The following is a 23,908-nucleotide window of genomic DNA, read 5'->3' as shown; positions in this document are numbered from 1 at the left end:
TGAAAAAGCAGGGTGGTTACTTTTGGCCGGCCGCATCTGGAAGGCATCAAGATAACAAAGCTGGCAACCGGCTATGACCAGTTCGCCCTCTTCAAAAAGCTGTATTCTGCCTATGACCGCGTGTTCATACTGGAGTCGCTTGTAGGCCCAAAAGAGCTGTCCGAGACATCGGTTATCGGGTTTGACCCCGAGTTTCTTGTTAGCTGCGATTCGCGCACGTTTGCAGTCACGGACAGGAAAGGCAGGATAATAAAAAAGGAAAAAGTGGACGAGCCCCTTGCACAGCTGCGCCGGCTCGTCCCGCGGATCAAAGAAGACAGGTTCCGCTACGTCGGCGGGGCGGTGGGCTACATCAGCTACGACGCCGTGCGGTTCTGGGAGCGCCTGCCTGCCAAAAAGAGGCGGAAAAGCAGCGGCTTTCCCATGATGGAGTTTGGCATCTATACAGACGGCATACTGTACAACCACAAGGAGGGTCAGGCGTACTATTTTCACGTGGGAGATAGCAGCGGCCGGTCGCGCCTTGCAGAGATAGAGCAAAAGCTGCAAGAACGTGATCCCGGGCCTTCTTCTTTGTTTTCCCATACTGCCCCTGCGCGCAACATGACCAAGGGCGAGTTTGTCCGCGCAGTAAAGAGGGCGAAAAAGTACGTCTATGACGGCGACATATTCCAGGTCGTCCTCGCAAAGAGCATGAGGATGAAAGTCAGTGGCGACCTGCTGCGGTTTTACGAGGCGCTGCGCGAAGTGAACCCTTCACCTTACATGTACCTGATGAAGACTGGCAAGAGCCGGTGCATCATAGGGTCCAGCCCCGAGATGCTCATCAGGGTCACCGGCGACTACGTGGAGACCTTCCCGATAGCAGGCACCCGGCCGATAGTGCAGGACGAGGCCAAGAACGAGCAGATGCGCCGGGATCTGCTCAAGGACGAAAAAGAGCTGGCCGAGCACACCATGCTAGTCGATCTGGCAAGGAACGACGTGGGCAGGGTGTGCGACTTTGGCACTGTCAAAGTCGATGAACTGATGACAGTCAAGAGGTTCAGCCACGTCCAGCACATCGTCTCGCACGTGACAGGCCGGCTCCAAAAGTCGTACGACTCGTACGATGCGCTGCGGGCAGTCTTTCCGGCAGGGACCGTCTCTGGTGCGCCCAAGGTGAGGGCGATGGAGATAATCGACGAGCTCGAGCCTGACATGAGGGGGCCGTACGCCGGCGCGCTGGGCTACTTCTCGTTCAACGGCTCCTGCGACTTTGCGATAACCATACGCTCGCTCTTTGTCAACGGGGCGGACGCCTACGTGCAGTCCGGCGCCGGCATAGTCATGGACTCTGACCCGGAAAAAGAATGGGAGGAGACGGAGCACAAGGCAAACGCCGTCCTCTCTGCGCTCAAAAAGGCGGCGCAAAAGAAGTAAGAAAAACCTGCTCAATTCCGGCCGTCTTTTTTGGCCCTTTTTTGCATCCTGTCGTGCTTGTACACGTCCTTTTGCGCCCTGTTGCCTGCCGGCCGGGCAAAAAATGCCGGCAAAAACTATGATCTCTAAAGCATTATGATGATAATGATAACGCAGTGGTTGTATTGATAACGCTATAAAAATAATGAACTGAAATAATCTATACGATAGCGTGTGAAAAATAATGAAAATGTTACGGGCTTTCTTTTAGTGGTTGGTCGGCGGCCGGGCAAACATGTTGGCAGGGTTCATGTGGTATTCCACCGCAAGCGCCGGATCCTTCTGCCTGCCGGTCAGTATCCCCACCACCACGTCGTCGCGCTTGAGGGTGCCTTCCTGGCGCAGCCTGCGTATGCCTGCCGGCACCGCCCCCGAAGCCATCTCGCAGTCAAAGCCGTTCAGCCCCACTATAGACATGCCGTCGCTCATCTCCTTGTCGCTCACCTGCACGACCACGCCGTTTGTAAAGTCAAGGGCGCGCAGGGCCTTGGCGATGTTGGCCGGCCGGCCTATCTGGATGGCAGTCGCATGCGTCTTGGGCCTGATGCCCTGCCTGTCAAGGTGGGCGTAATACCTGTCGACCATCGCCAGGTCGGGCCTGCCGCCGTTCCAGCCCAGCTTTTTGCCTTCAAAAATGCCGTTGTACAGTTCGTAGAGGGTGTTTGCGCCCTCGGCGTTTACGACTGCGATCCTTGGCACCTTTTTTATCCAGCCCCACTCGTACAGCTCTATGAGGGCCTTGCCGCAGCTCGACGTGTTTCCCAAAGCCCCTCCAGGATACACTATCCAGTCCGGCGGGTTCCAGTTGAGGTTCTCCATAACCCTGTAGACGATGGTCTTTTGCCCCTCTATGCGGAAGGGGTTGACCGAGTTGACGGTGTAGCCGCCGCCCTCCTTGGCGTTCTTGAGCGAGGTGGCAAGCGCGTCGTCAAAGTTGCCCTGCACCTGGATCACCTGCGCCCCGAACTGGAACGCCTGCCCGAGCTTGCCCGGCGCAATCTCGCCCTTGGGTATGTAGACGTCGCACTCCATGTCTTCGTTTGCCGCATACATCGCTGCAGACGCAGACGTGTTGCCGGTGGAGGCGCAGATTATCTTTTTTACCTTGAGCATCTTGGCGTGCGTGACTGCCGTCGACATGCCGTTGTCCTTGAAAGAGCCGGAGGGGTTGTAGCCTTCTGGCTGCAGGAACATCGAGTCGTGGTTCATGCCTGCATAGTCGGCGGCCTTGCTCATCCTGTACGGCTTTGACAGCCGCCCCTCAGAGCCGTCCAGCGAAACAAGCACGCGGGCGCATTCGGAAAAATCCTCGGTGTCGATGCCGGCAAAGTTTATCAGGTCTCTGAACCGCCACACGCCTGACTCGTTGTATATGTTGCCGCCGTGGTTGCGCCTCTGGTAAAACACTTCAACAAGGTCGCGCGATGGTTTGGCGGCGTATTTTATGTCGAGAAGGGATCCGCAGGTGCAGCGGTAAACGTCGTTGTCGATGCCGTAGCTCTTGCCGCAGTCAGGGTTGATGCACTTTTTGACGGCGTGTTCCGCCATATGTAGATGAGAGCGCGAAAGATTGCTATTTAGATGTTTTTACTTTTTGGCGGCCTTCTCGTACATTTTCAACACCTGCTGGATTACGCCGTCCATGTCGTCCTCCCTCACCTCTGGAGACACGGCGTTCTTGAGCAGGTTGCTGATTGTGGATGAAATCTCGGAGCTCACCTCGTCAAAGCTGTCCATGTCGTTGTAGCTCTGACTGTATAGCCTGCGCAGCTTCATGGCGTACATCTGGGTCTGCTCGTTCATGTTGACGCTGTAGCTGCGCTTGTTGACCGTTATCTTCTCCTTTATCATCCGCCTGTACCGGGTTTTTGCTCTTTAAAATACTTGACGGATTTGCAGGGCGCCGGCTACCGGACATGTATGCGAGACGGGCTGTAACCGCAGACCCATGTTACCGCGGTTACACGCGTGCGCAGTACAGCCGTTCTTTTAGTTAATGGCAGGAATTGTTGGCAGGTAGTAACAGTAATGTCATTTGGTAACAAATGGGTAAAACCACAGGGAGACGGAATAGGACACAGACTGATAGAGGGCGTCAAGCCGCAGACGCCGCTCAAGCCCCGGATAGAAGAAGCGCAGAAAAAGCTGCAGATGCAGATATCCAAGCTTGACGGCATCTCGTCACGCATCAACGAGAAGGACCAGGTGATCTTCAAGCGCATCGTGCTTGCGATGCAGAGCCACGACGCGCAGCATGCACGCGTGCTGTCCGGCGAGCTGTCCCAGATCCGCAAGATGGGCAAGATGATCAACTCTGCCAAATTGGCGCTTGAACAGATACAGTTGAGGCTGAACACGATAACCGAGCTTGGCGACGTGGTGGTCACGCTGAGCCCTGCAATGTCTGTCATAAAGGGGCTGCAGAGCGGGCTTTCGGGCATGATGCCAGAGGCAGACCAGTCTTTCGCACAGATATCGGACCTGCTTGGCAACATCATGACCGACTCTGGCCAGATACCAAACGGCGAGATCGGCGGGTTCACAGGCTACAGCGAAGACACGGCCAAGATCATGGAAGAGGCAAGCGCAATCGTCGAGATGAACATGAAGAGCAAGTTCCCCGACCTCCCGGCCGGCTCGACGGCCCAGCGCTCAGCAGCGGCAGAGGCAGCAGGCTTTTAAGCCTGACCTCCTCTCTTTTTCTCTCTTTTCCTTTTATTCTCTTTTTGTCCCTGAAATCTTGCCCAGCTCTTTTTTGATCCTTGAAATGGTAGGATAGCTGTATCCTTTTTCTCTGTACGTCCTTATCATCGTCTTCCAGTTTGCGAGCCTCCATCTGGCCTGCTCGGCGCTCAGCGCATGAGTCTCCCTCTTTACCATGCTCTTTCTTCCCGGCATGAGGTAGCCACCGCTTGCGGCAGAATGACGATTGTATGCAAAGCGCAGGCCAAAAAGCACGTCCTGGGCAGGCAGGGAATTGACATACAGGGCTGCTTCCCGGCCCTGCTCCTCCGACATCCTGATCTTGAACGTGAACTCTTTTGTAGCAGCAGGCATTATTGTTGCTAAAGCAGCAAGATGTGATTAATTAACTTATTTCTAAACTCGAGTTTAGAAATATACGCTAGATCATGCCTGCCTTTCTGCCTGCCACTTCAAAGGCGCCTATCGCCCGGTCAAGGTGGTCTTTTCTGTGCATCGCAGTCAAGGAGACGCGCAGGCGGGCCGACCCTTTTTTCACGGTGGGGTAGCGCACGGCCTGCGCAAATGCTCCTGCCTTTAACAGATCGCCAGAGAGCGCCAGGGCTTTTTTCTCGTCGCCCACGATGATGGGGATTATCTGGCTTGCGGCAGCGGCAGGACGGGCGATGGCAAAGCCTTTCTTTCTCATCTTTTCTGTGAAATAAGAAATGTTGCCAAACAGCTTTTTCTGCAGGCCGCCCTTTTTGGCTATAGGGATGGCGGCCGACGCGGCGGCGCACAGGTGGTCAGGGAGCGCCGACGTGTAGATGAACTGCCTCGACGTGTTGACTAGGAGCTCGCACACTTCTCTGTTTGCCGCCACATAGCCGCCAAAGCAGCCCAGGCCCTTGCTCATGCTGCTGACGTGCACGTCTGCTTTTATGCCGAATTTTGAAGGGGTGCCTGAAAAATTATCGCCAAAGATAAAGTCGCCGTGCGCGTCGTCGACGACGGTTATCGCGCCGCCCTCTCTTGCAACCTTGCATATCGTTCCAAGGTCGGCCAGGTCGCCGTCCATGCTAAAGACGCCCTCTGTGATAATCATTTTTTTCATGCTTTTCTCTCTTTCCTTTGCCATCAACTCACAGAGGTGGTCTGCGTCGTTGTGGCGGAACACCCTGATGGCGGCGCCAGACAGCCTGCATGCGTCGATGATGCTTGCGTGGTTCAGCTCGTCGCTGAATATAGTCCACTCTTTGCCTGATGCAAGCGCGGTAACTGCGCCCAGGTTGGCGCTGTAGCCCGTCGGGTAGACCAGGGCAGATTCTGTCTTCCTGTGCTTTGCAAGGGCCACCTCCAGCTCTTCTATCGCAGGGTCGTTGCCCGCTATCAGCCTTGAGCTGCACTGCGACACCCTCCGCCGGCCAGTTATTGCGCTAGCCGCTGCCTGCGTCACCCGCTTGTCGCCGGCAAGCCCGAGGTAGTCGTTAGAGCACAGGTGGACCACCACGGCATCCTTGCGGTCGCCGACGAACGCAACCGGCCCTTCGACCCTGACCTGCCTCAGCCTGCGGTACAGGTTGTTTTCCCTGATGTCGGCCAGCCGGCCGGAAAAAAACTCGCTATTGTTATTATTATTTTGCTTTGAGGCCAATCTCTTGTATCATCGTAATGTCCCTGTTGGGCTCGTTGCCGCCGGTGGTGAGGTAGCCGCCGGTGATGATGCCGTTTGCCCCCGCTTTGAGCGCCAGCCGGTCTTTTTCTTTCAGGTGGACCTCCCTTCCGCCGGCTATCTTCAAGATTGTCTTTGGCATGATAAAGCGCCACACCGCTATCGTCCTGATGGCGTCTTCGGGCTCGATGGTCCCCATGCCCTCAAGAGGCGTCCCCTCCCTCCCGATGAGTATGTTCATGGGCACCTCGTCCGGCTCCAGCGAAGCGATAGAGAACGCAAGCTCTAGCCTCTGCCGGGGAGTCTCGCCCATCCCGATTATCCCTCCGCAACAGAGCTCTAGCCCTGCCTCCTTTACTATCCTTGCAGTGTTTACCCTGTCCTTGAACTCGTGCGTGGTGCATATCTTGCTAAAATACGACTCGGCGGCTTCGAGGTTGTGGTTGTAGCGCTTTACCCCAAGCTCTTTGAGCCGCCTGGCCCTTTCCGGCGTCATGAACCCAAGCGACACGTTGACCTCGGTGCCGACCTCTTTTTTGATGGCGGTGATTGTCTGGCAGATCTGCTCAAAGTCCTTGTCCGGCGGAGACCTGTACGCGCACACTAGGCAAAAGCTGGTCGCGCCGCCCTCCTTGGCCATCCTGGCGTTTTCCACGACCTGCTCTGTCGGCAGCAGGGGGTACTTGTTGACGCCCGTTTCGTAAAATGTCGACTGGGCGCAAAATGAACAGTCTTCGGGGCACCTGCCGGACTTGGCGTTTATCAGGGCCTCCACGTCGACCACGTCGCCGTTGAATTTCCTTGTGATGGCGTTGGCACATTCGGCAAGCTTGGCAAGGTTGTCAGTCGCAAGCAGCCTTTCAGCTTCGTCGATTGTTATCCTGCCGCCGGCCATGACCCTGTCCATGCAACTTTCGATAAACGCAGAAGAATCGCCGTCGTCTGACATCATATTGCTATTTTATCAAGAGGTTGTCAACTCGTAATTAAAAGTTTGGTTCACAACTGGGCAAAAAATGGCCATGTTTCTAAACTCGAATTTAGAAATACTGGCAAGATCGCGCCCAAAACCGCCTGCCTGTCTACGTTTTTGTTATCCAGCAAGCCTTTGGACGGCTTTCGCGGCTGGCAGGGTGTATATGCCCTGCGCTTCACCTTGGCCTGCAGACAGACCCGTGTGCTGCCTGCTACATGTGCGTGCGTCGCCTGCTCGTTCTGCCTGCAACAACCTGCCATTTTTGGCCGTCCGGAGCGTGGGTTTGGCGCCCTATTTTGGGCAGTTATGGCCAGCAGCATTTCCTGCAATTAACAATTCATTTGTGTAAATCTGCAAAAAGTGCAGAAAGGCGGAAACCGTCGCGGCGGGCGCCGGAGCAAAACCGTTCAAAAATGGAACCGTTTCTGGACTGGCTGAAAACCAGACCCGTTTTTTTACCCTTGATTTTATCTGTCAAAAAGAGATCCGTTCAACAATTCTTGCTGCCCTTTTTGAACACTTTTGTTGACAAGCCGCCTGTTAAATCCTGCCGACACGAAATGCCATGACAAAATACGCGTTTGCCTACCTGCGGGTCAGCACCGAAGAGCAGACGGTTCAGAACCAGAAACTGGCGCTTGAAAAATGGGCGCAGGACAACGGCTTTCAGATCCTGGACTTTTTCGAAGATTCTGCAGTATCAGGCAGGATTCCTGCCACCCAGCGGCGCGGGTTCTGCGACATGGTAGAGATAGTCAAGACCGCTCAGGTCGACGCTGTGCTTGTGTACGAGCTCTCCCGGGTTGGCAGGACGTTCTGGGACACGCTTGACGCCATCAAGGCGATAGAGCAGTACGCGCCGCTGGTGTCGTGCTCGCCCCGCGAGTCCTTTCTGCAGACGACGGAGCCCAGCGTGCGCAAACTGATGATAGGCATCCTGACGTGGGTGGCAGAGAGAGAGCGCGAGATGCTTGTGCAGCGCACCAAGGACGGCATGGAGAGGGCAAGGGCCGCCGGCAAGGGGATAGGCAGGCCGGCCAAGGTGCTCGACAGGAACGCGCTGATAACGATGCTGGCAGAGAACCGGTCAAAAGCCAAGATAGCAAGGTCGCTTGGAGTTTCCAAGGCGACGCTCTACAAGGAACTGCGCCACATTGCCAAAAAATAGCTCTACAGTTTTTCTGCTTTTCTGGCCAGTTCCAGGTAGCAGTCTACCATCCTGCCGAGGCTTTCCCTGTCTATGGCAAGGGGCGGGATCACCAGGAGCACGTTGCCCAGGGGCCGAAGGTGCACGCCCATTTTCAGAGATTCCCTTGCAACAAACTGGCCAAGCCTCTCTTTGTTCTTGAGATACAGGAGGGGCTTGCCGCCCCTTTCAAGCTCTATGCCCGCCAGCAGGCCCCTGTGCCGGATGTCTGCTACAATGCTTATTTCTTTGAATTCCGCAAGCCTCGACTCTAGATACTGCGCGTTTGCGTTGATCTGTTGCATCAGGTTGCGTTTTTCGTAGAGTTCCAGGTTTGCCAGAGCAGCCGCGCAGCCTACTGGGTGGCCGGTGAACGTGTGGCCGTGGTAAAAGTGCCTGTTTTCTGAATATTTTCCCAAGAACGCGTCAAAGACTTGACGGCGGGCCATCGTGACTGCCAGCGGGAAATACCCCGCAGTCAGCGCCTTGCCAAAGCAGACAATGTCTGGCCGGGACTTTTGCGCCGCGTACTCGACCATGTTGCCCAGGCGGCCAAAGCCGGTCGCTATCTCGTCAAGTATCAGGAGCACGTCGTGCTCCCTGCATAGCCGCGACACCTTTTGCTGGTACCCTTTGGGATAGATGACGGCGCCGCCGGCTATCTGGGCGCCGCTTTCCATCACAAGCGCCGCGCATTTTTTTCCGACTTTTTTCAGGGTCCGCTCGGTCCTGTCAAGGCACCACTCCACAAGGTCTTGCTCGCCATCAGGGCCTCCTGCAAACCTGCTCCCGTGCAGGAGCGGGCTTGGGACCCTGTGCACGTTTTTCATCATCAGCATCGGTTTGTAGGCGCTAAAGAACTGCTCGATGTAGCCGACTGACATGGCGCCGGCAGTATCGCCGTGGTAGCCGTTTTCAAGCGAGACGAACCGGGTTTTTTCCGGCCTGCCGACATTTCGCCAGTACTGGAGCGCCATCTTGAGCGCCGACTCGATGGCAGACGAGCCGTTGTCGGTGTAAAACACCCTGTCCAGCCTGTTCTTGCTGCGGCCTGACGCAGAAGCAGTTATCGAGACGAGCTTTTCTGCAAGCAGCGCGGACTGCTCGCTTGCAAGTCCAAAGAGGGTCGAGTGGGGGATCCTGCCCAGCTGATCCTGCATAGCCCTTGTCACCTCGTTTTGGCCGTGGCCCCACACGTTGCACCACATGCTTGCGGTGCCGTCTAGGTAGCGCCTGCCCTCGCCGTCGACGAGGAAAAAGCCCTCGCCCTTTACTACCACCACCCTGCTGTCGTCCAATTTCTCCCACTCGCGCATCTGTGTGTAGGGGTGCCAGACGAACCTCCTGTCAGCGTCTTTGAGAGGGGCTTGCAATCTGGTTAAATCCTCCCCCATGCTCTATTAACCGTATCTTAAATGCGCGGGGTATTTGTAACGGGCACGGACACGGGGGTCGGCAAGACGCAGGTGGCAGCGGCAATAGCGTGGATGCTAAAGAACCGCAAAAAGATGGACGTCGGGGTGATGAAGCCTTTTGCCACCGCTGCAAAACTCTATTCCAAAAAGTACAGATCAGAGGACACGGCGCTGCTTGCAGAGGCGGCGGGCGCGCAGGAGCCTGATGCCGACTTGAACCCCGTGTTCTTTAGGGTGCCTGCGTCCCCCCTCATGGCCGCGCAGATCGCAGGAAAGCCGCAGGCCATTGAAAAGATGATGGAAGACGCCCTGTTTTCACTGAAAAAGCTTGGGATACGGCACCGCTTTGTTGTAGTCGAGGGCATCGGCGGCCTGATGGTGCCGCTGACAGAGCGCGAGTTTGTCGCCGACTTTATGCGGCTTGCCGGCCTGCCGGTGGTAATCGTGACGCACCCCCGGCTTGGGACGATAAACCACACGCTCCTCACGGTGCGCGTCTGCCGCGAGTTTGGGCTGGACATACGGGGGATCATTGTGAACAGGATGCCAAAAAAAGCAAGCGCAGTCGAGCGCGACACTCCGCGCATCATAGAAAGGCTGGCAGGCGTCCCGGTGCTTGCGGTCCTCCCCGAGCTTGGGCGCCCCGGTTACGCCGCCCTTGGCAGGCTGCTTGAAAACAATGCCTTGTTGGCAAAAAAACTGCTAGTGGATCAGCTTTAGGCTGCCGGTCGAGCCCTTGTCGGCAAGAAATGCACGTATGTCTGGTATTATCGATGAATATTTGTATTTGCCGCCAGATAAAGTATAGTTCCTGGAACCTGCCGCTACAGGTTTTGCAGATATCGTCCAGATGTTTTCGGCGGCCGGCTGCGCCGCCTTTGCCCGGCGTATTTTTTCGGCCGCCTGTTCGCCACCGCCCTTGATCACCTGTATCACCAGAGCTTTGGAGGGCTCTTTCTGTAGCACCTTTGTAGAGGGCACGACGATGTCAAGCTCTGCTCCTGCCGCCGTAGTCACTTTGCGCTCGGAGGGCAGGAGCGCGGCCGTGAGCATGAAATGCAGGAGCGCCTCGCACAGCGTGCCCATAGTCGCCTCGTCGTTCTGCGACTTGCCGAGCATGCCTGCGCACCTGTCGATTATCTCTGCAGAGTACGTGCGCGCCGCCGAGTCCGTGTCTGCCGTGATGTCCTTCCTTATCCTGTCCTTCCCTATCGAGTCGATGACAGAGTACAGGAGCTGCTTGATACCATCGGCCACATCAGCAGAAGGAAGAGAAGGAGGAGGCGCCGCCACAAGGACATGGAGCAGGGTAGGTTTATTAAATCTGATTGCCCTTTTTAAGACATATGGCAGCAAGAGTAAAAATCGCAATCGGCCTGCTGGTTGCTTCACTCGTGCTACTGATAATCTATGGCGCCGACGCGGCGGCCGCTTCTGCAAGCCCTGACGGCAGGGGGTTCCTGCCACTCAACGAAGCGGTGAGAGGGGCAGGGCTCGGCGGTGGCGCGTTTGTCATGTCCATAATCGGCTTTGTGATGAGCTGGAAGCAGCCCTCTTCCCTTGTGTCGATACTGCTCTTTGTAAACGGCGGCCTCATAATCGCAGGCATGATCGCGCTGATCGGCGCCGGCGCACTTGCAGGCGAGAACTCGGCAGGGGCGATGCGCACGATAAGCTCTACAATCGCGATGGGCGCGCTCCTGGTCGGCCTTGGCGCATGGAAGGCAGTCGGTGACAGGCGCTTGGTGAAAAAGGCTCAGGCAAGCTGAACAGAAAAGAAAAAATAATGAAGTGTACACGCTGCGGCTCGGAATCGACAGACAGCAGGACGCTTTCTTGCGCCCATACAGAAGACAAGGAGGTGTGCACAGAGTGCTACCAGCAGGTGCACTGGCTGCTCACCGCAGTAGCAGCGGCCGATAACGACGCCGGCAATAACAGCGGTGCTACAAAAGGCCCTGCAGGCTAGAGCCCGGGCTGCTACCGGCGCTGCCTTGCCGCCCGAGCACTTCGACGAACGAGTTGACCTGCCTCTCTGCCTGGTCCCTGTTGCCCATCTCCATCTCGTCGTTCGCCCTGTCGACCATCTCCTGCTTGCTCATGTCTTTCTTGGCGCGTCGTTGTGAACTCTTTTTTCTCGTCGTCTGAGAACATATGCCTGCAAGCAAGGGCATGCCCGACAAAATACCGGCCGCCTGGTCCGGCGCCACCTTTTACAGGAGCAATCTTGACACTACCGGTATCGCCGCCCTTGCCACCTCTGGAGGTACGCCGGCCTTTTGCGCAACCTGCGCTATCAGACTTCATCAAACATTATCTTTCTCTTCAAGCATGAAATAGGCCGGAGAGAACTTTAAACAGTTGACAAAGAAAGAGCAAGTGAAAGAGAGAGTGAAAAGAAGAAGAGACTCGTTCATGGATAGTTTATTATACTATTTTCCCGATTAAACCCCAAATGAAAGCAGTCATCCTTGCCGGCGGCTTTGGCAAGCGCCTCAGGCCGCTCACCGACCAGATGCCAAAGCCCATGATCGAGGTCATGGGCCTTCCAATAATCGAGTGGCAGGTAAAGTGGCTCTCCGGCTTTGGGATCCGCGAGTTTGTGATATGCGTCGGCTACATGAAGGAGCACATCATAAACCACATCGGGAGCGGGAGTCGGCTGGGAGTGCGCGTAGGCTATGCCGTGGAGGAGGAGCCCCTTGGCACAGGGGGCGCATTGAAAAACGCAGAAGGACTTTTGTCGGGCCAGAGCGAGTTTTTCATGGTGAACGGCGACATACTCACAAACCTCGACCCGAACAGGCTGCGCGACGGCGGGGGGAGGAACTCGCTTGCCCTCGTCCCGCTGCGGAGCCCGTTTGGCGTAGTCGAGGTTAACGGCGACTCGCGCGTCCTTGGCTTTGTGGAAAAGCCACGGATACAGGACAGGTGGATAAACGCCGGCGTCTACCACTTTACAAGCGACGTGTTTGCCTACCTGCCTGAGAACGGCAACATCGAGGTGACGGCCCTGCCGGCCCTGGCAAAGGAGGGCAAGCTGCACGCCGCAAAGTACGACGGCATATTCTGGCGCTCGATAGACTCCCACAAGGACATCGAGGAGGCCACCAAGGAAATGCAGGCTGCAAACATCAAATGACTGATGCAGCAGCATTAACAACAACAATAAAGGTCGGTTACAGCCTCGGCCCGCTCCTGTCCGCGCAGGAGGTCATAAGATGCGCCCAGCTTGCCGACTCGCAAGATAACGTCGACTCTGTCTGGGTGCCCGAGTCGTGGGGGCGCGAGTCTTTTTCCACGCTCGGCGCAATAGCGCAGGTGACCAGCAGGGTCAGGCTGGGCACCTCGATAATCAGCATATTTGCCCGCACGCCTGCGACCGTGGCCATGGGGGCGACGACGCTGGACGCGCTTTCCGGCAACAGGACTGTGGTGGGCCTTGGCGCAAGCACGCCGGCCATAGTCGAGGGGTGGCACGGCGCCAGGTTCGACAGCCCGCTTGAGCGCATGAGGGAATACATAGAGTGCATACGGCTCCAGACGTCTGGAGAAAAGGCGAGCTATTCTGGCCGCTTTTACCGCATCAGGGACTTTAAGCTATTGAACAAACCGCCGAGGACGCATATTCCAATTTTCGTCGCGGCGGTGAACAAAAGGATGCTCTCGCTTGCGGCCGAGCTTGCAGACGGCGTCCTCCTGTACCTGAGGCCACTTGAGGAGCTGAAATGGATGGTCCCGGGAATCAGGCAGGCCGTCGGCGGCAACGGTGAGAGGTTCGAGATCGCGCTATCGCTGATATGCGCGGTTTCAGACAGCGAGCCGGACAAGGCAAGGGAGAGGGCCGCAAAAACGCTGGCCTTTTACATATCGGTGGGCAAGTTCTATAGCCGTTTTTTGGCAGAAAACGGCTATGCAGACGAGGTCGCCCGCATAACAGAGGAATACCGTGCCAGGGGAGGAGACGCGGCGGCAAAAAAAGTGCCAGACGCCATGCTGGACTCGCTCGTCGTCGCAGGCTCGAAAAAAGACTGTGTGTCAGCGCTCGACCGCTTCAGAAGGGCGGGGGTGACGCTTCCCATCCTGCAGGTCAACCCCGTGGCTGACGCAGAAAGTTCATTTAGGGAAATGTTGTCAACCTTTTAGGTTGCGCAGGGTAGCTATCGCCGCGGCCGCTACGTCCAAGTTCACAAAGTCGTCAGACAGGCCGATCTTTGAGCTTGCCTGCGAGCCCTGCATCGAGATTCTAAGGGAGACAGAAAAGAAGGGCGAGAGGAAAAAGGACATAGACGCAGTCCTCCTGTCGACGTGCTCACAGGAGCAGTACTCGTCGGCAATAGTGTCAGAGATGCTCGGACTGCAGCCCAAGGTGTCGCAGCGCATAGACAACCTCTGCAATTCCGGCACGAACGCGATTGCTTCTGCGTACTCGATGATAGCGGCCGGCCTTGCAGATTCGGCCCTCATCGTGGGCGCCGAAAAGGCAGACAGCTCCGGCAACAGGCTCACCTGGGACGTCACCCGTGGCGAGTTCAACTTTCCGGTCCACTGGGCGGCCATGTTTGCCAGGGCGCACATGAGGCGCTACGGCACCACGGAGGAGCAGATGGCCCAGGTATCTGTCAACAACCACGAAAAAGCGGCAGAGAACCCGGACGCCCTCTTTTACGGGAAAAGGGTGAGCCTGCAGCAGGTAATGTCGTCGAAAAAGATCGCCGAGCCGGTCAAGCTGCTGGATTGCTCTGCGCCCTGCGACGGCGCTTCGGCGGTGCTGCTGGTGTCAGAACAAAGGGCGAAAAAGCTGGAAAACCCTGTGTGGATAAAGGGCATAGGCCAGCAGACGAGCGGGGCCAGCTTTGCGAGCACGCCGGACCTGACAGAGCTTGGCACCGCGCGCCGGGCAGCAAAAGAGGCGTACGAGATGGCAGGGATAAAAAAGCCGGCGCAAGAGATAGACGTGGCCGAGCTGCACGACGCCTTTACTATCTTGGAGATAATGGCGTACGAGGATCTGGGCTTTGCGGCGCGCGGCAAGGGCGGCAACTTTGTTTCAGAGAACGACTCTATCGCAATAAACACGAGGGGCGGGATACTTGGCTGCGGTCACCCTGTCGGCGCTACCGGCGTCTCGCAGGTGGCCGAAGTCGCGCTCCAGCTGGCAGGCAGAAAGGCAGGCAATCGCCAGGTGAAAAACTGCAAGACCGGCCTTGTGCACAACCTGGCCGCCGCCGGCTCGTCTGCGACGGTGATAGTGCTTGGCGTCTAGGATGGAATTTCTGGAATACCTGCGCAAAAACAAGTTTGTTGTGCCTGCCTGCACGTCCTGCGGCAAGAGGGCGTGGCCTCCTGCGCTGCACTGCCCGTCCTGCCTTGCAAAAACAGAGCTGAGGCCGGCTAGCAAAAAAGGCACGCTGGTCGAGTTTGCCAGCTCGCACCTGCGTGGAAGAGAAGGCGTTTTTGGCATGATAGAGATGGAGGATGGCTTTAGGATCGTCGGCTCCCTCTCTGGAGAGAAATTGTACAAAGGCATGAAGGTAAAAATGGTGGAATGCGGACTCTCGCCTGCTGACGGGGCGCCATACTACCGCTTTTCACCACTGTGACAAAATCATAGCTAGTTAGTAGTTAGTTATTCTCTGGCTGCTGTTATTTCAGACGTCTTTATTGCATCAATCGATCAATCAATCAATTAACGTTTGCAGGCAGCAGCACGGTCAGCTTGTAAGTCAGAACTGACTGGAGGACCATCGGGTTCTGCAAACTGAGATGAGAAAATGAAAACGCCCTTACCTGATATTCTCCTGCCTGTTCAGGTGCAACCCACGAAGACGTGGCGACAAGTCGTCCTTTGGAGTTTATCGTCACTTCCTGCCATGTCAGATAGTTTGTAACATCGTCGTCAGGGCCTCGGACCTCAAGAATTATCATTGCGGACTTGTCAAGAACGCACTTGCTGGCAACCTCAACTTCCAATACGACCTGCGAGCCCGTGGTCGTCTGTGTAAGGACGTTGCCGGCATGATCCCTTACCAAAAGCGACTTTGGGCTCACCCAGCCAAATCCGCACGCAGCGGCCTGCTCCTCAGTTAATACCGTCACCACCGCACTCTCGCTATAGCCAATCAGGTTGCCTTGTCTGTAGTGATACTGCAATGCATGTGCATCATTATTGCCGCCAAAGCCGGCCAAGCCAAGCACAAGCAAAAAGATGCCAAAACCCGTGCATATATCGGCAGACAAACGCATTGCGTTGATAGCTCCTTTTACGATAAAACTATTCCGCGTGCATGCATTCGTATGCATGCCAGATAATGCCTTTGTTTTGAGCGCCCGTGCCGGGCGGTAACAGTACCAGAATGATGAATGCTTATTAATGATGCAGGGCTAGAGGCAGCTGTCGACAACAATGAGTTATGACCGGTTTGTAGACGAGCGCCTCCTGACAAGCCGCGACGCGCTCAACCACATGCAGATCAAGATGAAGCTTTTGGAGATAGACGAAAACGCCCGCGACTTTTCCCAGAGGTTCGGGCGCAGGGTGCTCGTGAAAAAGGTGCTGCTGACGATAAAATACACGCAGACCGAGGAAGTGGAGGAGAAAGAGCTGGACATTGAAGAGATTGAAAAGCGCATGAAAAAGGAGCGGCTGTTCAGCTCTACAAACAGGTGGCTGTCGCCAAGCGACATAAAGAACGGCTACGTCGTGGCAAGCAGGCACTTTGACATGCTCGCAGACGCGGTCGCGCTCGACATAATAAAGATATAATAACAATGCAGGATATTTCAGAATTCGAGTTTTGAAAGGTCAATCTACGGGCCGCTTTATCCAGACCCTGACCGTTTCCACCCAGAACGCGGCCGCGCCGGCCACCGCAAAGCCAACTGCAAAGACATCGAGCCGTGCATGATTGAGCGCCAGGTAGGCGACAAGCATGGTCGTGAAAAAGGCAGCAAAAAACAGCAGCCGGGGCACAGAATAGCCGCCGACGTTTACAAACGCCTGCAGCACGCCGACCTGCACCTTTTGCACCACGTAATACCGGCCGTACTCGTCCTGCGAGACGAGCGCAAGCTGGGTGAGCTTTTCTATGTGGTAGTTGGCCACGCTTGGGCTTGAAAACCCCAGGTCGCGCTGGACCTCGCGCACCCCCACGGCCTCCTTGCGCTTTATCATGTACATGTACACCTGCAGGGTCTTGCCTTTCAGCTGGTCTTCTATCCTGTCAGGCGGGGTGCCGCCGCGGTCGCCGTTTTCCTTGCTCAACCTATTGCTACGGTGTCACGCAAGGGCGTCTGTCACTTTAAAGTTATCGCAGGCTGCCTGCTTTTACTTGCCGTACAGGTACAAAGATAATACGAGGCCAACGGGCCACTCTTCAGGTGTATGAAAGGCAGAGATGACATGGCAAGGGTGCTCGAGAGGGTGCTCGAATCAAGCTCGCGCCAGCTGGACGAGGCGAATAAAAGCGCGGACGAGCTAAAGTCGGTGATGCCGGTTGCCAAGGGGGCGCAGGAGCGCACTGCCCTCAACATAATACTTGACGACCAGAAAAAAGTGGCCAAAGCGCTGGAGCGGCTTGTGAGCGACCTCTCGGAGATTATCGGGTAACTTGGCAAAGAGAGAAAAGTTGGCGCCGCTGACCAGACTCGAACTGGTGACCCACTGGTTAACAGCCAGTTAAGCTCCTAAGCACTGTCGCGCTTTGAATTTGCTCTACCATGCTGAGCTACAGCGGCGCAAGTATACGCAAAATCCATGGACAAAATAAACGTTTAGTTAGCCTTCTTTGGTCGGCTTTGCAAAAATGCCAGAAGCACTGTTGCTAGTCAGAAACCCATGTCGCACGGGAGTCGTCTGGCAGCCACCCCTTGCCGTCGCATATCATGCATTTTGACATGTGCCTGGCAGGAATGATCCAGCCTGTCCCTGCGCCAGCCATGTTGAGGCCGCTTCCCATGCATTTTGGACACAGCTTTGGCACAAAGCCAATTTCCCCAAGGCATGATTTTAACCGTTATAAAACGGCAATCCTGCAATGTCGCTGCAGTTTTATTACCTCCTGAGCAGTCTCAGCGAAAAGAATGCCACAGCTCCTGCAATTGCGGCCCCTATCCCGACCACAGACAGTATCGTGGCCACTTGCTGCTCCTCGGGCCCTTTGGGCAATGGCTGGATGTGGATTCTGTTCACTTGCTCATCAATGCTCAATTGCCGGGCAGGCACTTTGCTTTCACCCAGAAAAGCCGTGTCTTGTTGAGCACTTTTGATTGGCTGGTTTCTGTATCCAAGTCCGGTGTAGAGCTGATCAGGGTCGTGCCACCACTGCACGGCATACACCAGATAAGTTCTGCCGGCTTCAAACTCGTAGCCGCAGACATTCTCGCTCATTCCAGTAAAGACGACCAGATGGTCGTAGTCTTGACCATCTGGAGCTTTCCAGTACCTGTCGACTTCAAAGGACACCAGCTGCCAATCGCCATAGCCTTCGACTGGAAAGGTCTGGATTTCCAATACTCTGCCCGAGAATATGGCGACGGAATTTTCACGTGCGTCCTGCATTGACCGCTCGGCCAGGACTTCGCATGCATATGCGGGAGTGAAAGGCTTTACAAGGGTAGATGGCACCAATAATAATGCGAGTACTGCCAAAAACGCGGCAATCAACCTGCCATCAACAAGAAGCAATGTTGTTTTGAGGAGTGTGTGCTTCAGTTACTATAATTTTGTGGAGTCTCTATTCAATACCGCGTCATCATCATCATTAGCATCAGAGGAAAAGAGGAGGAAAGGGGGGGGGGGGAAACACTTCTTCCTACATGCCCTCTTCGCGGGCATACACGTACAGCCCGTCGAGGAAGACACGCTGGTCCTTGTCCTTTATCCGGGTAGAGAGCTCGATGTTGGCGGCAGTCTGCGAGACATCTTCAAGGCTTGGGCCCTTGACGATTACGTCCTCGCCCTGAACCTCGACTTTGGTGGCTTCGCCCTGGATCCTTGCAGTGCGCGGTGCGCGCTCGCCAAAAAAGTTCTCGACGTGGACTTCTTTGCCCTTTACCTTGACAGAGATCGGAAAGTGCGCGAAAATGACCTTGACCTTGTAGGTGTAGCCCTTCTCGACGCCCTTTATCATGCTCTCGATGATGCTGCGGGCAGTGTTTGTGACTGCCAGGTCGCGCTTTCTCTTGCCGTACGGCTTGATCGTCACCTTGTTGCCTTCGACCGTGACGGTTGCAGGCAGCTTCATAAAGTCCTTCTTGACCGTGCCCAGCTTGCCCTTTGCAACGATCACGCTGCCCTCCTTTGTCACCTTGACGCTTGCGGGCACCGCGATCTCGGCCATTATCTCTTCTTTGCTGTTGCTATTGCTAGTAGACATAGCCAACCAGAACTCCTCCAAGACCCTGCGCCTGCGCCTCGTGGTGGGACATGATGCCCTTGCTGGTCGAGACGAGCAGGATGCCCATGCTGTACGCAGGCAGGAACTGCCTCTCCCAGTCAAAGTACGCGTCCTTTTTCACCGAAAAGCGCGGCGTGATTATGCCGCACTTGTTTATCTTGGCCAAAAGCTGTATCCGGAACTTGCCCGCCCTGCCGTCGTCCACCTGCTCGAACTCGCCGATGTAGCGGTGCTTTTGCATCACGCGCAGCACTTCGCTTGCGAACTTGCTCGCAGGGAGGACGATGCACTCTTTCTTTCTGCGGGACTCGTTGTTGTGTATCGTCGTGAACATGTTTGAGAGAACGTTTAGCGCCGGCATTCCATGTCATCACTCGTATTTCTTGAATCCCAGGCTTGCGGCCACTTCTCGGAAGCACTGTCTGCACAGCATCAGGTTGTATTTGCGCACGAGGCCGTTATATGAACCGCAGCGTTTGCACCAGTGGGCGCCCCTGCCGTGGGCCACTATCTTGCGCCCGGTCTCTTCTGCTGTCCTTGGCTTTGGCATCTCTCTTAGGCCACCTCCGCCCCGAACTGCTCCTTGAAGAACGCGATGGCGTCCTCCTTGGTTATGCGATGACTCTTGCCTATTTTTGCTCTTTTGCGGCTCTTCCGGGCTATCCTGTAGCCGGGCCTGACCAGCACGATGTTGACATCCATCCCGAAAATGCCAATCTCTGGGTTGTATTTCGTGCCAGGTATGTCGATGTGCTCGTGTATGCCCATCGATATGTTGCCGAAATTGTCAAAAGAGGATTCTTTCAGCACGTTCTTTTTAGCAGCTATCACCCTCTTCAAAAAGTCGATGGCAGGCTCGCGCCTGAGCGTCACCATGGCGCCTATCGGCTCGCCCTTGTGGATGCCAAAGTCGCGCACGGTCTTTTTCGCACCGCGCGCAGCTGGCTGGCGGCCGCCTGTCAGCTCGACCAGTGCTTTCTTGGCCTTCTCCATCGGCTCGCCGGACTTGCCGACGCCTATGTTGATAACTACCTTGTCGACTGAAATCCTCTTCATGTCTTTTTCTGTTGTCGCAATAACTTGTTCGCTCATTCTTTCAATTCACCTTTATCACCGGCTTGTCGGTGCCGATAACCATGACCATCTCCACCGGCAGCTCCACGGTCCTGTCCTCAAACGCCACGAGCGCGCGCGTCGGGAGCGAGAATATGCCTTCGCGTATGTCTTCGATCCTGCCCGTCCTGCCTGCGTTCTCGCCTGTGATGATGAGCGCCATCGAGCCCTTTTCGAACTTGATGTGCTGCTTGACGTTTGCGCCCGGAAGCGCGAGTACGCACGTGTCGCCCACCTTCATCTTGGCGTCTGTTATCAGGGTCTTGCCGTCGTGGAAGCCGTACTGGAGCTTTTTGCCCTTTGTCGTGACCTTGCTCGTTATCTTGGCCAGCTTGACCGACTTTTCGGCCTCGTCGACCGGCACTGCCACCAGGAGTTCAGAGTCCTTGGGCACCAGGCGAAAAGCCTGGCCAGTGGCAAGCTCGATAACGTCCATCAGTCCGACTGCGAGGTTGGCGTCGCGCTTGACCACGCCGTCTACCTTGACCTTGCCTGCGTGGAGCACAATCTTGGCCTCCTGCTGCGTCTTGACCACATGAAGCACGTCACGGAGCACCATTCCCAATGGATACGAGCGCGTCTTGGGGTGCGGGCCCGGCTTGACGCGCATCACAAACTGGCTCTCCTTCCTCCTGATGTTCCAGAAGGTCGGGGCCATCTGCCTCTTTACTCTAGTGTCGCCGCCTTTCTTGCCCATCAGCTAGTCTCCTCCTTTTTTGTCGCTTTTTTCGTCGCAGGTGCCTTTTTCGTTTCTGCTGCCGGCTTTTTCTTGGCCGCCGGCGCCTTCTTTTCTTTCTCTGGCTTGGCTTCTGTTGCTGTTGCCGCTGCCGGCTTGGGAGCCGCAGCCGGCTTTTGGCCAGAGAGCATTGCCGACCTGTACTTGTCGTCCAGTTTCAGGCTTGTCACCATGACGTTTGAAGCGTGTATCGGGACCTTGACCTGGCCTCCACGCACCTTTTCGTGCTGGATGCCCTCTATCTCGAGCGTGCCGTTTTCAGTGTAGACCTTGTCCACCTTGCCCTCGACTCCCTTGTACTCGCCGCGCATGACGCGCACCGTGTCGCCCTTTATGACGCGCACGCTCCTGCGCTTGTACTGCTGGCGGAGGTTGTCTGCAAGCGTAGCGCCGACCATCTTGTCGAGCCTGTGTTTTGGAACATGCAAGAGTTTGGGGTGAATGCCGCTTCCTGCCATCTCAGACTATCATCCCTGCAAGGTTTGCGATTCTCGGCCATTTCTCGGCCGCCTCGCTTGCGACCGGGCCCTTGATGTCCGTGCCCTTGATCTCGCCTTCAGGCGTGACCAGGACTGCCGCGTTGTCTTCAAACGAGATGCGCACGCCGCTTGGCCTGCGTATCGGGTACTTCTGGCGCACGATTACGGCGCCGAAAACCTGCTTGCGAAGCTCGGCCGGCCCCTTCTTTACCGTTACCGTCACGAAATCGCCAACTGCTGCCGCCGGCTGCCTCGAGTGCCTGCCCTTGTACCTTGTCACCTGGGCGATGCGAAGCACCTTGGCGCCCGTGTTGTCTGCACACACGAGCTCGGCCGTGACCGGCAGCGCCCTTGTAATGTACGGGCGGAATTCCTCTACGCCCTTGGCTGAAACTGCTCTTGATTTAGTTCCCGCTGCCATCCTTTGTGTTCACCTCTATCACCACGAAAGATATCGTCTTTGAAAGTGGCCTGCACTCTGCGATGGTCACCTCGTCGCCCTCCTTGACCTCCACGCAGGTGGGCAGGTATGCGTGCACCTTTGAGCGCGACCGCTCGTACCTCTTGTACTTGTGCACCGGCCTTGGGTATTCCTGCATGACCACGACCATCTTTTTGGCCTTGGCGCTTGCCACTATGCCTCTCACCAGCTTGCCCCTTACCGAGAGCGTGCCGTGGAACGGGCACAGCTCGTCCTCGCACGTCTTGCGGGGGGCAATGACTGAAACTCCAATGTTTCTAACCATGTCTTCTCATCATCACTCTTTTCTCATGATAATCGCGATATACGATCCTCTGGTCTTGCTATCAAAGTCGCACCACTTATAAAGCAAGCGCCGGTTTGTGTATGGAATTCGATTGTCTTTGCAGCGATTTTTGGCACCGTTTTCACCGCCGCGTTTTCTTTTGTCGTCCTTATCGAGATCGTGTTTTTAGTCTCGAAAACGACTGTGCCCTTGAGGCCCTTGATTGTCGGGTCTGACGACTCGACTACTGTTGCCTCAAGGCCGACGAGCTCGTGGGCCAGTATGTTGTCTGCGGTTATTGCGGCAGTCATTGCGCCTTGGCCTTCCTTTCGTTGAGTATCGTCAATATGCGCGCAATGTCGCGGCGCATGTAGCGTATCTCGCCCGAGTGTTTTTTCAGCGTGCCCTTGGACTGCTCTGATCTCACCTTGGCAAGGTCTGCCTTTAGCTCGGACAGCTTGCCGCTCAGGTCGTTGTCGTTCATTTCACGGAGCGTCTTTAGCTTCATGCGGGCCATCTTACTGCTTTGCCTCCTCGCCTGTCGGTGGTGCCTCAACTGCCGCGGCCGGTTCCGCCGAGGTTGCTGTCGCTGCCGTCCTCTCCACAGCTGCCGGGGCTGGCTGCTGCTGCTGCTGCTGCTGCTGCTGCTGCTGTTGTTGTTGTTGTTGTTGTTGTTGTTGTTGCGGCGCTTCTTCTGCCAGCACGAACTCTTGGGGAAGGTTTGCCTTTGTGGCTATGCGCAGCTGTATGCCCATCAGGCCCATCTTTGTCAGGACGTGGGTGATGCCAGTCTGCACTATCTTGCCTGCAATGTCGCCGCTCTTTGGTACAACGCCTATCGTGTGCTTTTCAAAGTGTGCGCGCTCGGTGCGCAGCTTGCCCGATATCACGACTTCAACGCCCAGGGCGCCGTTGCTCATCACCGTGTTGAGCGTCCACATCGACGCGCGCCGGAAAGCGGTGCCGCGCTCGATGAGCTGGGCAATCCTGTTGCACATGATATTCGGGTTCAGCTCGGGGTTTGCTACTTCAAGTACTGAGATCTGCGGGTTCTGGAGGCCAAATTTCTGCTCCAGCTTGGCCATGAGGTCCTTGATGCCGGTGCCCTTGCGGCCGATGACGAGGCCGGGCCGGGTGACGTAGACAGTTATCCTTGCGCCGACAGGCGTCTTCTGGATCTCTACTCCGCCATAGCCGGCGTCCTTCAGCTGCTGGGAAAGGAACTCGTTTATCTCCATGTTGCGGTAGCTGTTCTTCATCACGTTCTTGACTGCGCTCATTCTGAAGCAACACCCTCCTGTGCGACCAGCTCAAGGTGTACGAGCGTGTCGTACTTGGGGCTCGACCTGCCCATGGCCCTTGGCTGGAACCTCTTGATCTTGGTGCCCTTGTGCACCACTGCGCTCACTATCTTTAGCCGGTCAAGGTCCATGCCCTTGTACTCGGCGTTCGACTCTAAATTGTCGAGCAGGCGCAGGAACTCGTTTGCGGCCTTTTGCGGGTACCTGCCTGCTGCAAAGCCGTCGCGTATGTTGCTGCGGTGCGCCACCTCGTTGTGGTAGCGCCTGTATGGAACGGCTACCTTCTTGGCGACGACGTTTTCAAGGAACTCGCGTGCCTTTTCAATCGACATGCCCTTTATGGCGACTGCAATCTCGCGCGAGTGCTTGTGCGAGATGCTCTTTTCACGCACTGCGGCGCGCACGTGGCGGGCCTTGTCAAAGTTTTGGAAAGAATAGGAAAAGTCTGGCATATTTTTTCCACCATCACTTTAGCGGGACGTACAGGCTTGACCTGGACGCGCCGACACCTGGTGCGCCGTGCTGTACCCTCTTGTTTGTTATCGCGTATTCTCCGAGGTAATGGCCTATCATCTCCGGCCTTATCACGACCTGCACAAACTCCTTTCCGTTGTGCACGTGGATCGTGAGGCCGATCATGTCCGGCAGGATTATCATGTCCCTCACGTGGGTGCGTATGTTGCCCTTGAGCTTGCCTTCGCGGGCCAGCTTTATCTTTTCGCGCAGCTTTCTCTTTTCGTCGT

General features: G+C 56.0%; 37 protein-coding genes and 1 tRNA gene. 12 read left to right on the top strand and 26 right to left on the bottom strand.

Annotated features, from left to right (window positions below; translation table 11 throughout):
- Window positions 1-12: 12 nt before the first annotated feature.
- Window positions 13-1,422 (top strand): anthranilate synthase component I family protein, encoded by a 1,410-nt coding sequence (locus WKI84_RS08745; protein WP_337863163.1) that lies wholly within the window; start codon window positions 13-15, stop codon window positions 1,420-1,422.
- 246 nt (window positions 1,423-1,668) lie between these two features.
- Here WKI84_RS08745 and WKI84_RS08740 read toward each other — a convergent pair whose 3' ends face one another.
- Both WKI84_RS08740 and WKI84_RS08735 read right to left on the bottom strand, forming a co-directional pair.
- Window positions 1,669-3,009, bottom strand: a complete 1,341-nt coding sequence (locus WKI84_RS08740) for a pyridoxal-phosphate dependent enzyme (protein ID WP_337863162.1) — start codon at window positions 3,007-3,009, stop codon at window positions 1,669-1,671.
- Window positions 3,010-3,048: 39 nt separating this feature from the next.
- Window positions 3,049-3,312, bottom strand: coding sequence for a hypothetical protein (locus tag WKI84_RS08735; RefSeq protein ID WP_337863161.1), 264 nt, complete (start codon window positions 3,310-3,312; stop codon window positions 3,049-3,051).
- Window positions 3,313-3,489: 177 nt separating this feature from the next.
- On the opposite strand from WKI84_RS08735, the gene WKI84_RS08730 reads away from it, so the two are divergent.
- The gene (locus WKI84_RS08730) at window positions 3,490-4,143 is read left to right on the top strand and encodes a Snf7 family protein (RefSeq protein ID WP_337863160.1); all 654 of its coding nucleotides are present in this window, start codon (window positions 3,490-3,492) and stop codon (window positions 4,141-4,143) included.
- 33 nt (window positions 4,144-4,176) lie between these two features.
- On the opposite strand, the gene WKI84_RS08725 is transcribed toward WKI84_RS08730, so the two are convergent.
- From WKI84_RS08725 to bioB, 3 genes are all read right to left on the bottom strand, one after another.
- Window positions 4,177-4,518, bottom strand: coding sequence for a hypothetical protein (locus WKI84_RS08725; RefSeq protein ID WP_337863159.1), 342 nt, complete (start codon window positions 4,516-4,518; stop codon window positions 4,177-4,179).
- Window positions 4,519-4,585: 67 nt separating this feature from the next.
- Window positions 4,586-5,797 carry an aminotransferase class I/II-fold pyridoxal phosphate-dependent enzyme gene (locus WKI84_RS08720; RefSeq protein ID WP_337863158.1) on the bottom strand — a complete coding sequence of 404 codons (1,212 nt, stop codon included), beginning with the start codon at window positions 5,795-5,797 and terminating at the stop codon, window positions 4,586-4,588.
- On the bottom strand, window positions 5,778-6,767 hold the full coding sequence (gene bioB / locus WKI84_RS08715) for a biotin synthase BioB (RefSeq protein WP_337863157.1): 990 nt from the start codon (window positions 6,765-6,767) through the stop codon (window positions 5,778-5,780). The genes WKI84_RS08720 and bioB overlap by 20 nt, the downstream gene beginning before the upstream one ends.
- Window positions 6,768-7,356: 589 nt before the next feature.
- On the opposite strand from bioB, the gene WKI84_RS08710 reads away from it, so the two are divergent.
- The gene (locus tag WKI84_RS08710) at window positions 7,357-7,959 is read left to right on the top strand and encodes a recombinase family protein (RefSeq protein WP_337863156.1); all 603 of its coding nucleotides are present in this window, start codon (window positions 7,357-7,359) and stop codon (window positions 7,957-7,959) included.
- Window positions 7,960-7,961: 2 nt separating this feature from the next.
- Here the strand turns inward: WKI84_RS08710 and bioA are convergent, their stop codons facing one another.
- Window positions 7,962-9,350 (bottom strand): adenosylmethionine--8-amino-7-oxononanoate transaminase, encoded by a 1,389-nt coding sequence (gene bioA, locus WKI84_RS08705; RefSeq protein WP_337863155.1) that lies wholly within the window; start codon window positions 9,348-9,350, stop codon window positions 7,962-7,964.
- Between the two features lie 42 nt (window positions 9,351-9,392).
- Between bioA and bioD the strand changes: the two genes are divergently transcribed.
- On the top strand, window positions 9,393-10,112 hold the full coding sequence (gene bioD / locus WKI84_RS08700) for a dethiobiotin synthase (protein WP_337863154.1): 720 nt from the start codon (window positions 9,393-9,395) through the stop codon (window positions 10,110-10,112).
- Here the strand turns inward: bioD and WKI84_RS08695 are convergent.
- Window positions 10,095-10,649 carry a hypothetical protein gene (locus WKI84_RS08695; RefSeq protein WP_337863153.1) on the bottom strand — a complete coding sequence of 185 codons (555 nt, stop codon included), beginning with the start codon at window positions 10,647-10,649 and terminating at the stop codon, window positions 10,095-10,097. The two genes, bioD and WKI84_RS08695, sit on opposite strands and share 18 nt — an antisense overlap.
- An 89-nt stretch (window positions 10,650-10,738) precedes the next feature.
- On the opposite strand from WKI84_RS08695, the gene WKI84_RS08690 reads away from it, so the two are divergent.
- Together WKI84_RS08690 and WKI84_RS08685 are read left to right on the top strand one after the other, a co-directional pair.
- Window positions 10,739-11,161: a hypothetical protein gene (locus WKI84_RS08690; protein WP_337863152.1), complete on the top strand. Its 423-nt coding sequence runs from the start codon at window positions 10,739-10,741 to the stop codon at window positions 11,159-11,161.
- 17 nt (window positions 11,162-11,178) lie between these two features.
- Window positions 11,179-11,361, top strand: coding sequence for a hypothetical protein (locus WKI84_RS08685; protein ID WP_337863151.1), 183 nt, complete (start codon window positions 11,179-11,181; stop codon window positions 11,359-11,361).
- Here the strand turns inward: WKI84_RS08685 and WKI84_RS08680 are convergent.
- Entirely contained in the window at window positions 11,339-11,494 is a 156-nt protein-coding gene (locus WKI84_RS08680; protein WP_337863150.1) for a hypothetical protein, read from the bottom strand. The two genes, WKI84_RS08685 and WKI84_RS08680, sit on opposite strands and share 23 nt — an antisense overlap.
- A gap of 353 nt (window positions 11,495-11,847) precedes the next feature.
- Here WKI84_RS08680 and WKI84_RS08675 point away from each other — a divergent pair, with 353 nt between their 5' ends.
- Genes WKI84_RS08675 through WKI84_RS08660 form a run of 4 tightly spaced genes read left to right on the top strand, consistent with a single transcriptional unit; the run spans window position 11,848 to window position 14,995 of the window.
- Entirely contained in the window at window positions 11,848-12,534 is a 687-nt protein-coding gene (locus WKI84_RS08675; protein WP_337863149.1) for a nucleotidyltransferase family protein, read from the top strand.
- On the top strand, window positions 12,531-13,538 hold the full coding sequence (locus WKI84_RS08670; RefSeq protein WP_337863148.1) for an LLM class flavin-dependent oxidoreductase: 1,008 nt from the start codon (window positions 12,531-12,533) through the stop codon (window positions 13,536-13,538). Before WKI84_RS08675 ends, WKI84_RS08670 begins: the two co-directional genes overlap by 4 nt.
- A 1-nt stretch (window position 13,539) precedes the next feature.
- Window positions 13,540-14,658 (top strand): thiolase family protein, encoded by a 1,119-nt coding sequence (locus WKI84_RS08665; protein WP_337863147.1) that lies wholly within the window; start codon window positions 13,540-13,542, stop codon window positions 14,656-14,658.
- Window positions 14,648-14,995, top strand: a complete 348-nt coding sequence (locus WKI84_RS08660; protein ID WP_337863146.1) for a zinc ribbon domain-containing protein — start codon at window positions 14,648-14,650, stop codon at window positions 14,993-14,995. Before WKI84_RS08665 ends, WKI84_RS08660 begins: the two co-directional genes overlap by 11 nt.
- Window positions 14,996-15,077: 82 nt before the next feature.
- On the opposite strand, the gene WKI84_RS08655 is transcribed toward WKI84_RS08660, so the two are convergent.
- The gene (locus tag WKI84_RS08655) at window positions 15,078-15,632 is read right to left on the bottom strand and encodes a hypothetical protein (RefSeq protein ID WP_337863145.1); all 555 of its coding nucleotides are present in this window, start codon (window positions 15,630-15,632) and stop codon (window positions 15,078-15,080) included.
- 166 nt (window positions 15,633-15,798) lie between these two features.
- Here WKI84_RS08655 and WKI84_RS08650 point away from each other — a divergent pair, with 166 nt between their 5' ends.
- Window positions 15,799-16,158: a hypothetical protein gene (locus WKI84_RS08650; protein ID WP_337863144.1), complete on the top strand. Its 360-nt coding sequence runs from the start codon at window positions 15,799-15,801 to the stop codon at window positions 16,156-16,158.
- Window positions 16,159-16,197: 39 nt separating this feature from the next.
- Here the strand turns inward: WKI84_RS08650 and WKI84_RS08645 are convergent, their stop codons facing one another.
- Window positions 16,198-16,656 (bottom strand): hypothetical protein, encoded by a 459-nt coding sequence (locus tag WKI84_RS08645; protein ID WP_337863143.1) that lies wholly within the window; start codon window positions 16,654-16,656, stop codon window positions 16,198-16,200.
- 120 nt (window positions 16,657-16,776) lie between these two features.
- On the opposite strand from WKI84_RS08645, the gene WKI84_RS08640 reads away from it, so the two are divergent.
- Window positions 16,777-17,001 (top strand): hypothetical protein, encoded by a 225-nt coding sequence (locus WKI84_RS08640; protein ID WP_337863142.1) that lies wholly within the window; start codon window positions 16,777-16,779, stop codon window positions 16,999-17,001.
- A 20-nt stretch (window positions 17,002-17,021) separates the two neighbouring features.
- On the opposite strand, the gene WKI84_RS08635 is transcribed toward WKI84_RS08640, so the two are convergent.
- The 16 genes from WKI84_RS08635 to WKI84_RS08560 all read right to left on the bottom strand — a co-directional run.
- Window positions 17,022-17,129: transfer RNA gene (locus WKI84_RS08635), tRNA-Asn, on the bottom strand.
- An 86-nt stretch (window positions 17,130-17,215) separates the two neighbouring features.
- Window positions 17,216-17,350 (bottom strand): hypothetical protein, encoded by a 135-nt coding sequence (locus WKI84_RS08630; protein ID WP_337863141.1) that lies wholly within the window; start codon window positions 17,348-17,350, stop codon window positions 17,216-17,218.
- A 95-nt stretch (window positions 17,351-17,445) separates the two neighbouring features.
- The gene (locus WKI84_RS08625; RefSeq protein WP_337863140.1) at window positions 17,446-18,078 is read right to left on the bottom strand and encodes a hypothetical protein; all 633 of its coding nucleotides are present in this window, start codon (window positions 18,076-18,078) and stop codon (window positions 17,446-17,448) included.
- Window positions 18,079-18,205: 127 nt separating this feature from the next.
- Complete coding sequence (locus WKI84_RS08620) at window positions 18,206-18,769, bottom strand: 50S ribosomal protein L6 (RefSeq protein ID WP_337863139.1); 564 nt, start codon at window positions 18,767-18,769, stop codon at window positions 18,206-18,208.
- On the bottom strand, window positions 18,759-19,151 hold the full coding sequence (locus WKI84_RS08615) for a 30S ribosomal protein S8 (protein ID WP_337863138.1): 393 nt from the start codon (window positions 19,149-19,151) through the stop codon (window positions 18,759-18,761). Before WKI84_RS08615 ends, WKI84_RS08620 begins: the two co-directional genes overlap by 11 nt.
- A 9-nt stretch (window positions 19,152-19,160) precedes the next feature.
- Window positions 19,161-19,340 (bottom strand): 30S ribosomal protein S14, encoded by a 180-nt coding sequence (locus WKI84_RS08610; protein WP_337863137.1) that lies wholly within the window; start codon window positions 19,338-19,340, stop codon window positions 19,161-19,163.
- 5 nt (window positions 19,341-19,345) lie between these two features.
- A complete protein-coding gene (locus WKI84_RS08605; RefSeq protein WP_337863136.1) occupies window positions 19,346-19,882 on the bottom strand; it encodes a 50S ribosomal protein L5 in 537 nt (178 codons plus the stop codon).
- Window positions 19,883-19,886: 4 nt separating this feature from the next.
- On the bottom strand, window positions 19,887-20,600 hold the full coding sequence (locus WKI84_RS08600) for a 30S ribosomal protein S4e (RefSeq protein ID WP_337863135.1): 714 nt from the start codon (window positions 20,598-20,600) through the stop codon (window positions 19,887-19,889).
- Entirely contained in the window at window positions 20,600-21,097 is a 498-nt protein-coding gene (gene rplX / locus WKI84_RS08595; protein ID WP_337863134.1) for a 50S ribosomal protein L24, read from the bottom strand. Before rplX ends, WKI84_RS08600 begins: the two co-directional genes overlap by 1 nt.
- Window position 21,098: 1 nt before the next feature.
- Window positions 21,099-21,539 carry a 50S ribosomal protein L14 gene (locus WKI84_RS08590; RefSeq protein WP_337863133.1) on the bottom strand — a complete coding sequence of 147 codons (441 nt, stop codon included), beginning with the start codon at window positions 21,537-21,539 and terminating at the stop codon, window positions 21,099-21,101.
- On the bottom strand, window positions 21,523-21,864 hold the full coding sequence (locus tag WKI84_RS08585; RefSeq protein ID WP_337863132.1) for a 30S ribosomal protein S17: 342 nt from the start codon (window positions 21,862-21,864) through the stop codon (window positions 21,523-21,525). The genes WKI84_RS08590 and WKI84_RS08585 overlap by 17 nt, the downstream gene beginning before the upstream one ends.
- A gap of 23 nt (window positions 21,865-21,887) precedes the next feature.
- Window positions 21,888-22,175, bottom strand: a complete 288-nt coding sequence (locus WKI84_RS08580; protein WP_337863131.1) for a ribonuclease P protein component 1 — start codon at window positions 22,173-22,175, stop codon at window positions 21,888-21,890.
- A complete protein-coding gene (gene rpmC / locus WKI84_RS08575) occupies window positions 22,172-22,381 on the bottom strand; it encodes a 50S ribosomal protein L29 (RefSeq protein WP_337863130.1) in 210 nt (69 codons plus the stop codon). The genes WKI84_RS08580 and rpmC overlap by 4 nt, the downstream gene beginning before the upstream one ends.
- Window position 22,382: 1 nt before the next feature.
- On the bottom strand, window positions 22,383-23,144 hold the full coding sequence (locus WKI84_RS08570) for a 30S ribosomal protein S3 (RefSeq protein WP_337863129.1): 762 nt from the start codon (window positions 23,142-23,144) through the stop codon (window positions 22,383-22,385).
- Window positions 23,141-23,617, bottom strand: a complete 477-nt coding sequence (locus tag WKI84_RS08565; protein ID WP_337863128.1) for a 50S ribosomal protein L22 — start codon at window positions 23,615-23,617, stop codon at window positions 23,141-23,143. Before WKI84_RS08565 ends, WKI84_RS08570 begins: the two co-directional genes overlap by 4 nt.
- Before the next feature lie 13 nt (window positions 23,618-23,630).
- Window positions 23,631-23,908, bottom strand: a 278-nt coding sequence (locus tag WKI84_RS08560) for a ribosomal protein S19 family protein (protein WP_337863127.1), incomplete at its 5' end; no start/stop codon positions are given.

Source organism: Nitrososphaera sp. (assembly GCF_037447015.1).
In the GTDB taxonomy this organism is placed as follows: Archaea; Thermoproteota; Nitrososphaeria; order Nitrososphaerales; family Nitrososphaeraceae; genus Nitrososphaera.
The sequence above is the reverse complement of the archived record's forward strand: the minus strand, read 5'-3'. Positions and strand labels throughout refer to the sequence as shown.

Bases quoted from the DNA above. Each gene is read 5' to 3' on its own strand.
- WKI84_RS08630 (WP_337863141.1), bottom strand. From the start codon at position 17,350: ATGGGAAGCGGCCTCAACATGGCTGGCGCAGGGACAGGCTGGATCATT.
- WKI84_RS08685 (WP_337863151.1), top strand. From the start codon at position 11,179: ATGAAGTGTACACGCTGCGGCTCGGAATCGACAGACAGCAGGACGCTT.
- WKI84_RS08620 (WP_337863139.1), bottom strand. From the start codon at position 18,769: ATGTCTACTAGCAATAGCAACAGCAAAGAAGAGATAATGGCCGAGATC.
- WKI84_RS08725 (WP_337863159.1), bottom strand. From the start codon at position 4,518: ATGCCTGCTGCTACAAAAGAGTTCACGTTCAAGATCAGGATGTCGGAG.
- WKI84_RS08585 (WP_337863132.1), bottom strand. From the start codon at position 21,864: ATGGTTAGAAACATTGGAGTTTCAGTCATTGCCCCCCGCAAGACGTGC.
- rpmC (WP_337863130.1), bottom strand. From the start codon at position 22,381: ATGGCCCGCATGAAGCTAAAGACGCTCCGTGAAATGAACGACAACGAC.
- WKI84_RS08570 (WP_337863129.1), bottom strand. From the start codon at position 23,144: ATGAGCGCAGTCAAGAACGTGATGAAGAACAGCTACCGCAACATGGAG.
- WKI84_RS08605 (WP_337863136.1), bottom strand. From the start codon at position 19,882: ATGAGCGAACAAGTTATTGCGACAACAGAAAAAGACATGAAGAGGATT.
- WKI84_RS08710 (WP_337863156.1), top strand. From the start codon at position 7,357: ATGACAAAATACGCGTTTGCCTACCTGCGGGTCAGCACCGAAGAGCAG.
- WKI84_RS08640 (WP_337863142.1), top strand. From the start codon at position 16,777: ATGAAAGGCAGAGATGACATGGCAAGGGTGCTCGAGAGGGTGCTCGAA.
- WKI84_RS08690 (WP_337863152.1), top strand. From the start codon at position 10,739: ATGGCAGCAAGAGTAAAAATCGCAATCGGCCTGCTGGTTGCTTCACTC.
- WKI84_RS08580 (WP_337863131.1), bottom strand. From the start codon at position 22,175: ATGACTGCCGCAATAACCGCAGACAACATACTGGCCCACGAGCTCGTC.
- WKI84_RS08675 (WP_337863149.1), top strand. From the start codon at position 11,848: ATGAAAGCAGTCATCCTTGCCGGCGGCTTTGGCAAGCGCCTCAGGCCG.
- WKI84_RS08650 (WP_337863144.1), top strand. From the start codon at position 15,799: ATGAGTTATGACCGGTTTGTAGACGAGCGCCTCCTGACAAGCCGCGAC.
- rplX (WP_337863134.1), bottom strand. From the start codon at position 21,097: ATGGCAGGAAGCGGCATTCACCCCAAACTCTTGCATGTTCCAAAACAC.
- WKI84_RS08590 (WP_337863133.1), bottom strand. From the start codon at position 21,539: ATGGCAGCGGGAACTAAATCAAGAGCAGTTTCAGCCAAGGGCGTAGAG.
- WKI84_RS08735 (WP_337863161.1), bottom strand. From the start codon at position 3,312: ATGATAAAGGAGAAGATAACGGTCAACAAGCGCAGCTACAGCGTCAAC.
- WKI84_RS08730 (WP_337863160.1), top strand. From the start codon at position 3,490: ATGTCATTTGGTAACAAATGGGTAAAACCACAGGGAGACGGAATAGGA.
- WKI84_RS08670 (WP_337863148.1), top strand. From the start codon at position 12,531: ATGACTGATGCAGCAGCATTAACAACAACAATAAAGGTCGGTTACAGC.
- bioD (WP_337863154.1), top strand. From the start codon at position 9,393: ATGCGCGGGGTATTTGTAACGGGCACGGACACGGGGGTCGGCAAGACG.
- WKI84_RS08600 (WP_337863135.1), bottom strand. From the start codon at position 20,600: ATGGGCAAGAAAGGCGGCGACACTAGAGTAAAGAGGCAGATGGCCCCG.
- WKI84_RS08610 (WP_337863137.1), bottom strand. From the start codon at position 19,340: ATGCCAAAGCCAAGGACAGCAGAAGAGACCGGGCGCAAGATAGTGGCC.
- WKI84_RS08565 (WP_337863128.1), bottom strand. From the start codon at position 23,617: ATGCCAGACTTTTCCTATTCTTTCCAAAACTTTGACAAGGCCCGCCAC.
- bioB (WP_337863157.1), bottom strand. From the start codon at position 6,767: ATGATGTCAGACGACGGCGATTCTTCTGCGTTTATCGAAAGTTGCATG.
- WKI84_RS08740 (WP_337863162.1), bottom strand. From the start codon at position 3,009: ATGGCGGAACACGCCGTCAAAAAGTGCATCAACCCTGACTGCGGCAAG.
- WKI84_RS08680 (WP_337863150.1), bottom strand. From the start codon at position 11,494: ATGAGCAAGCAGGAGATGGTCGACAGGGCGAACGACGAGATGGAGATG.
- WKI84_RS08615 (WP_337863138.1), bottom strand. From the start codon at position 19,151: ATGCCGGCGCTAAACGTTCTCTCAAACATGTTCACGACGATACACAAC.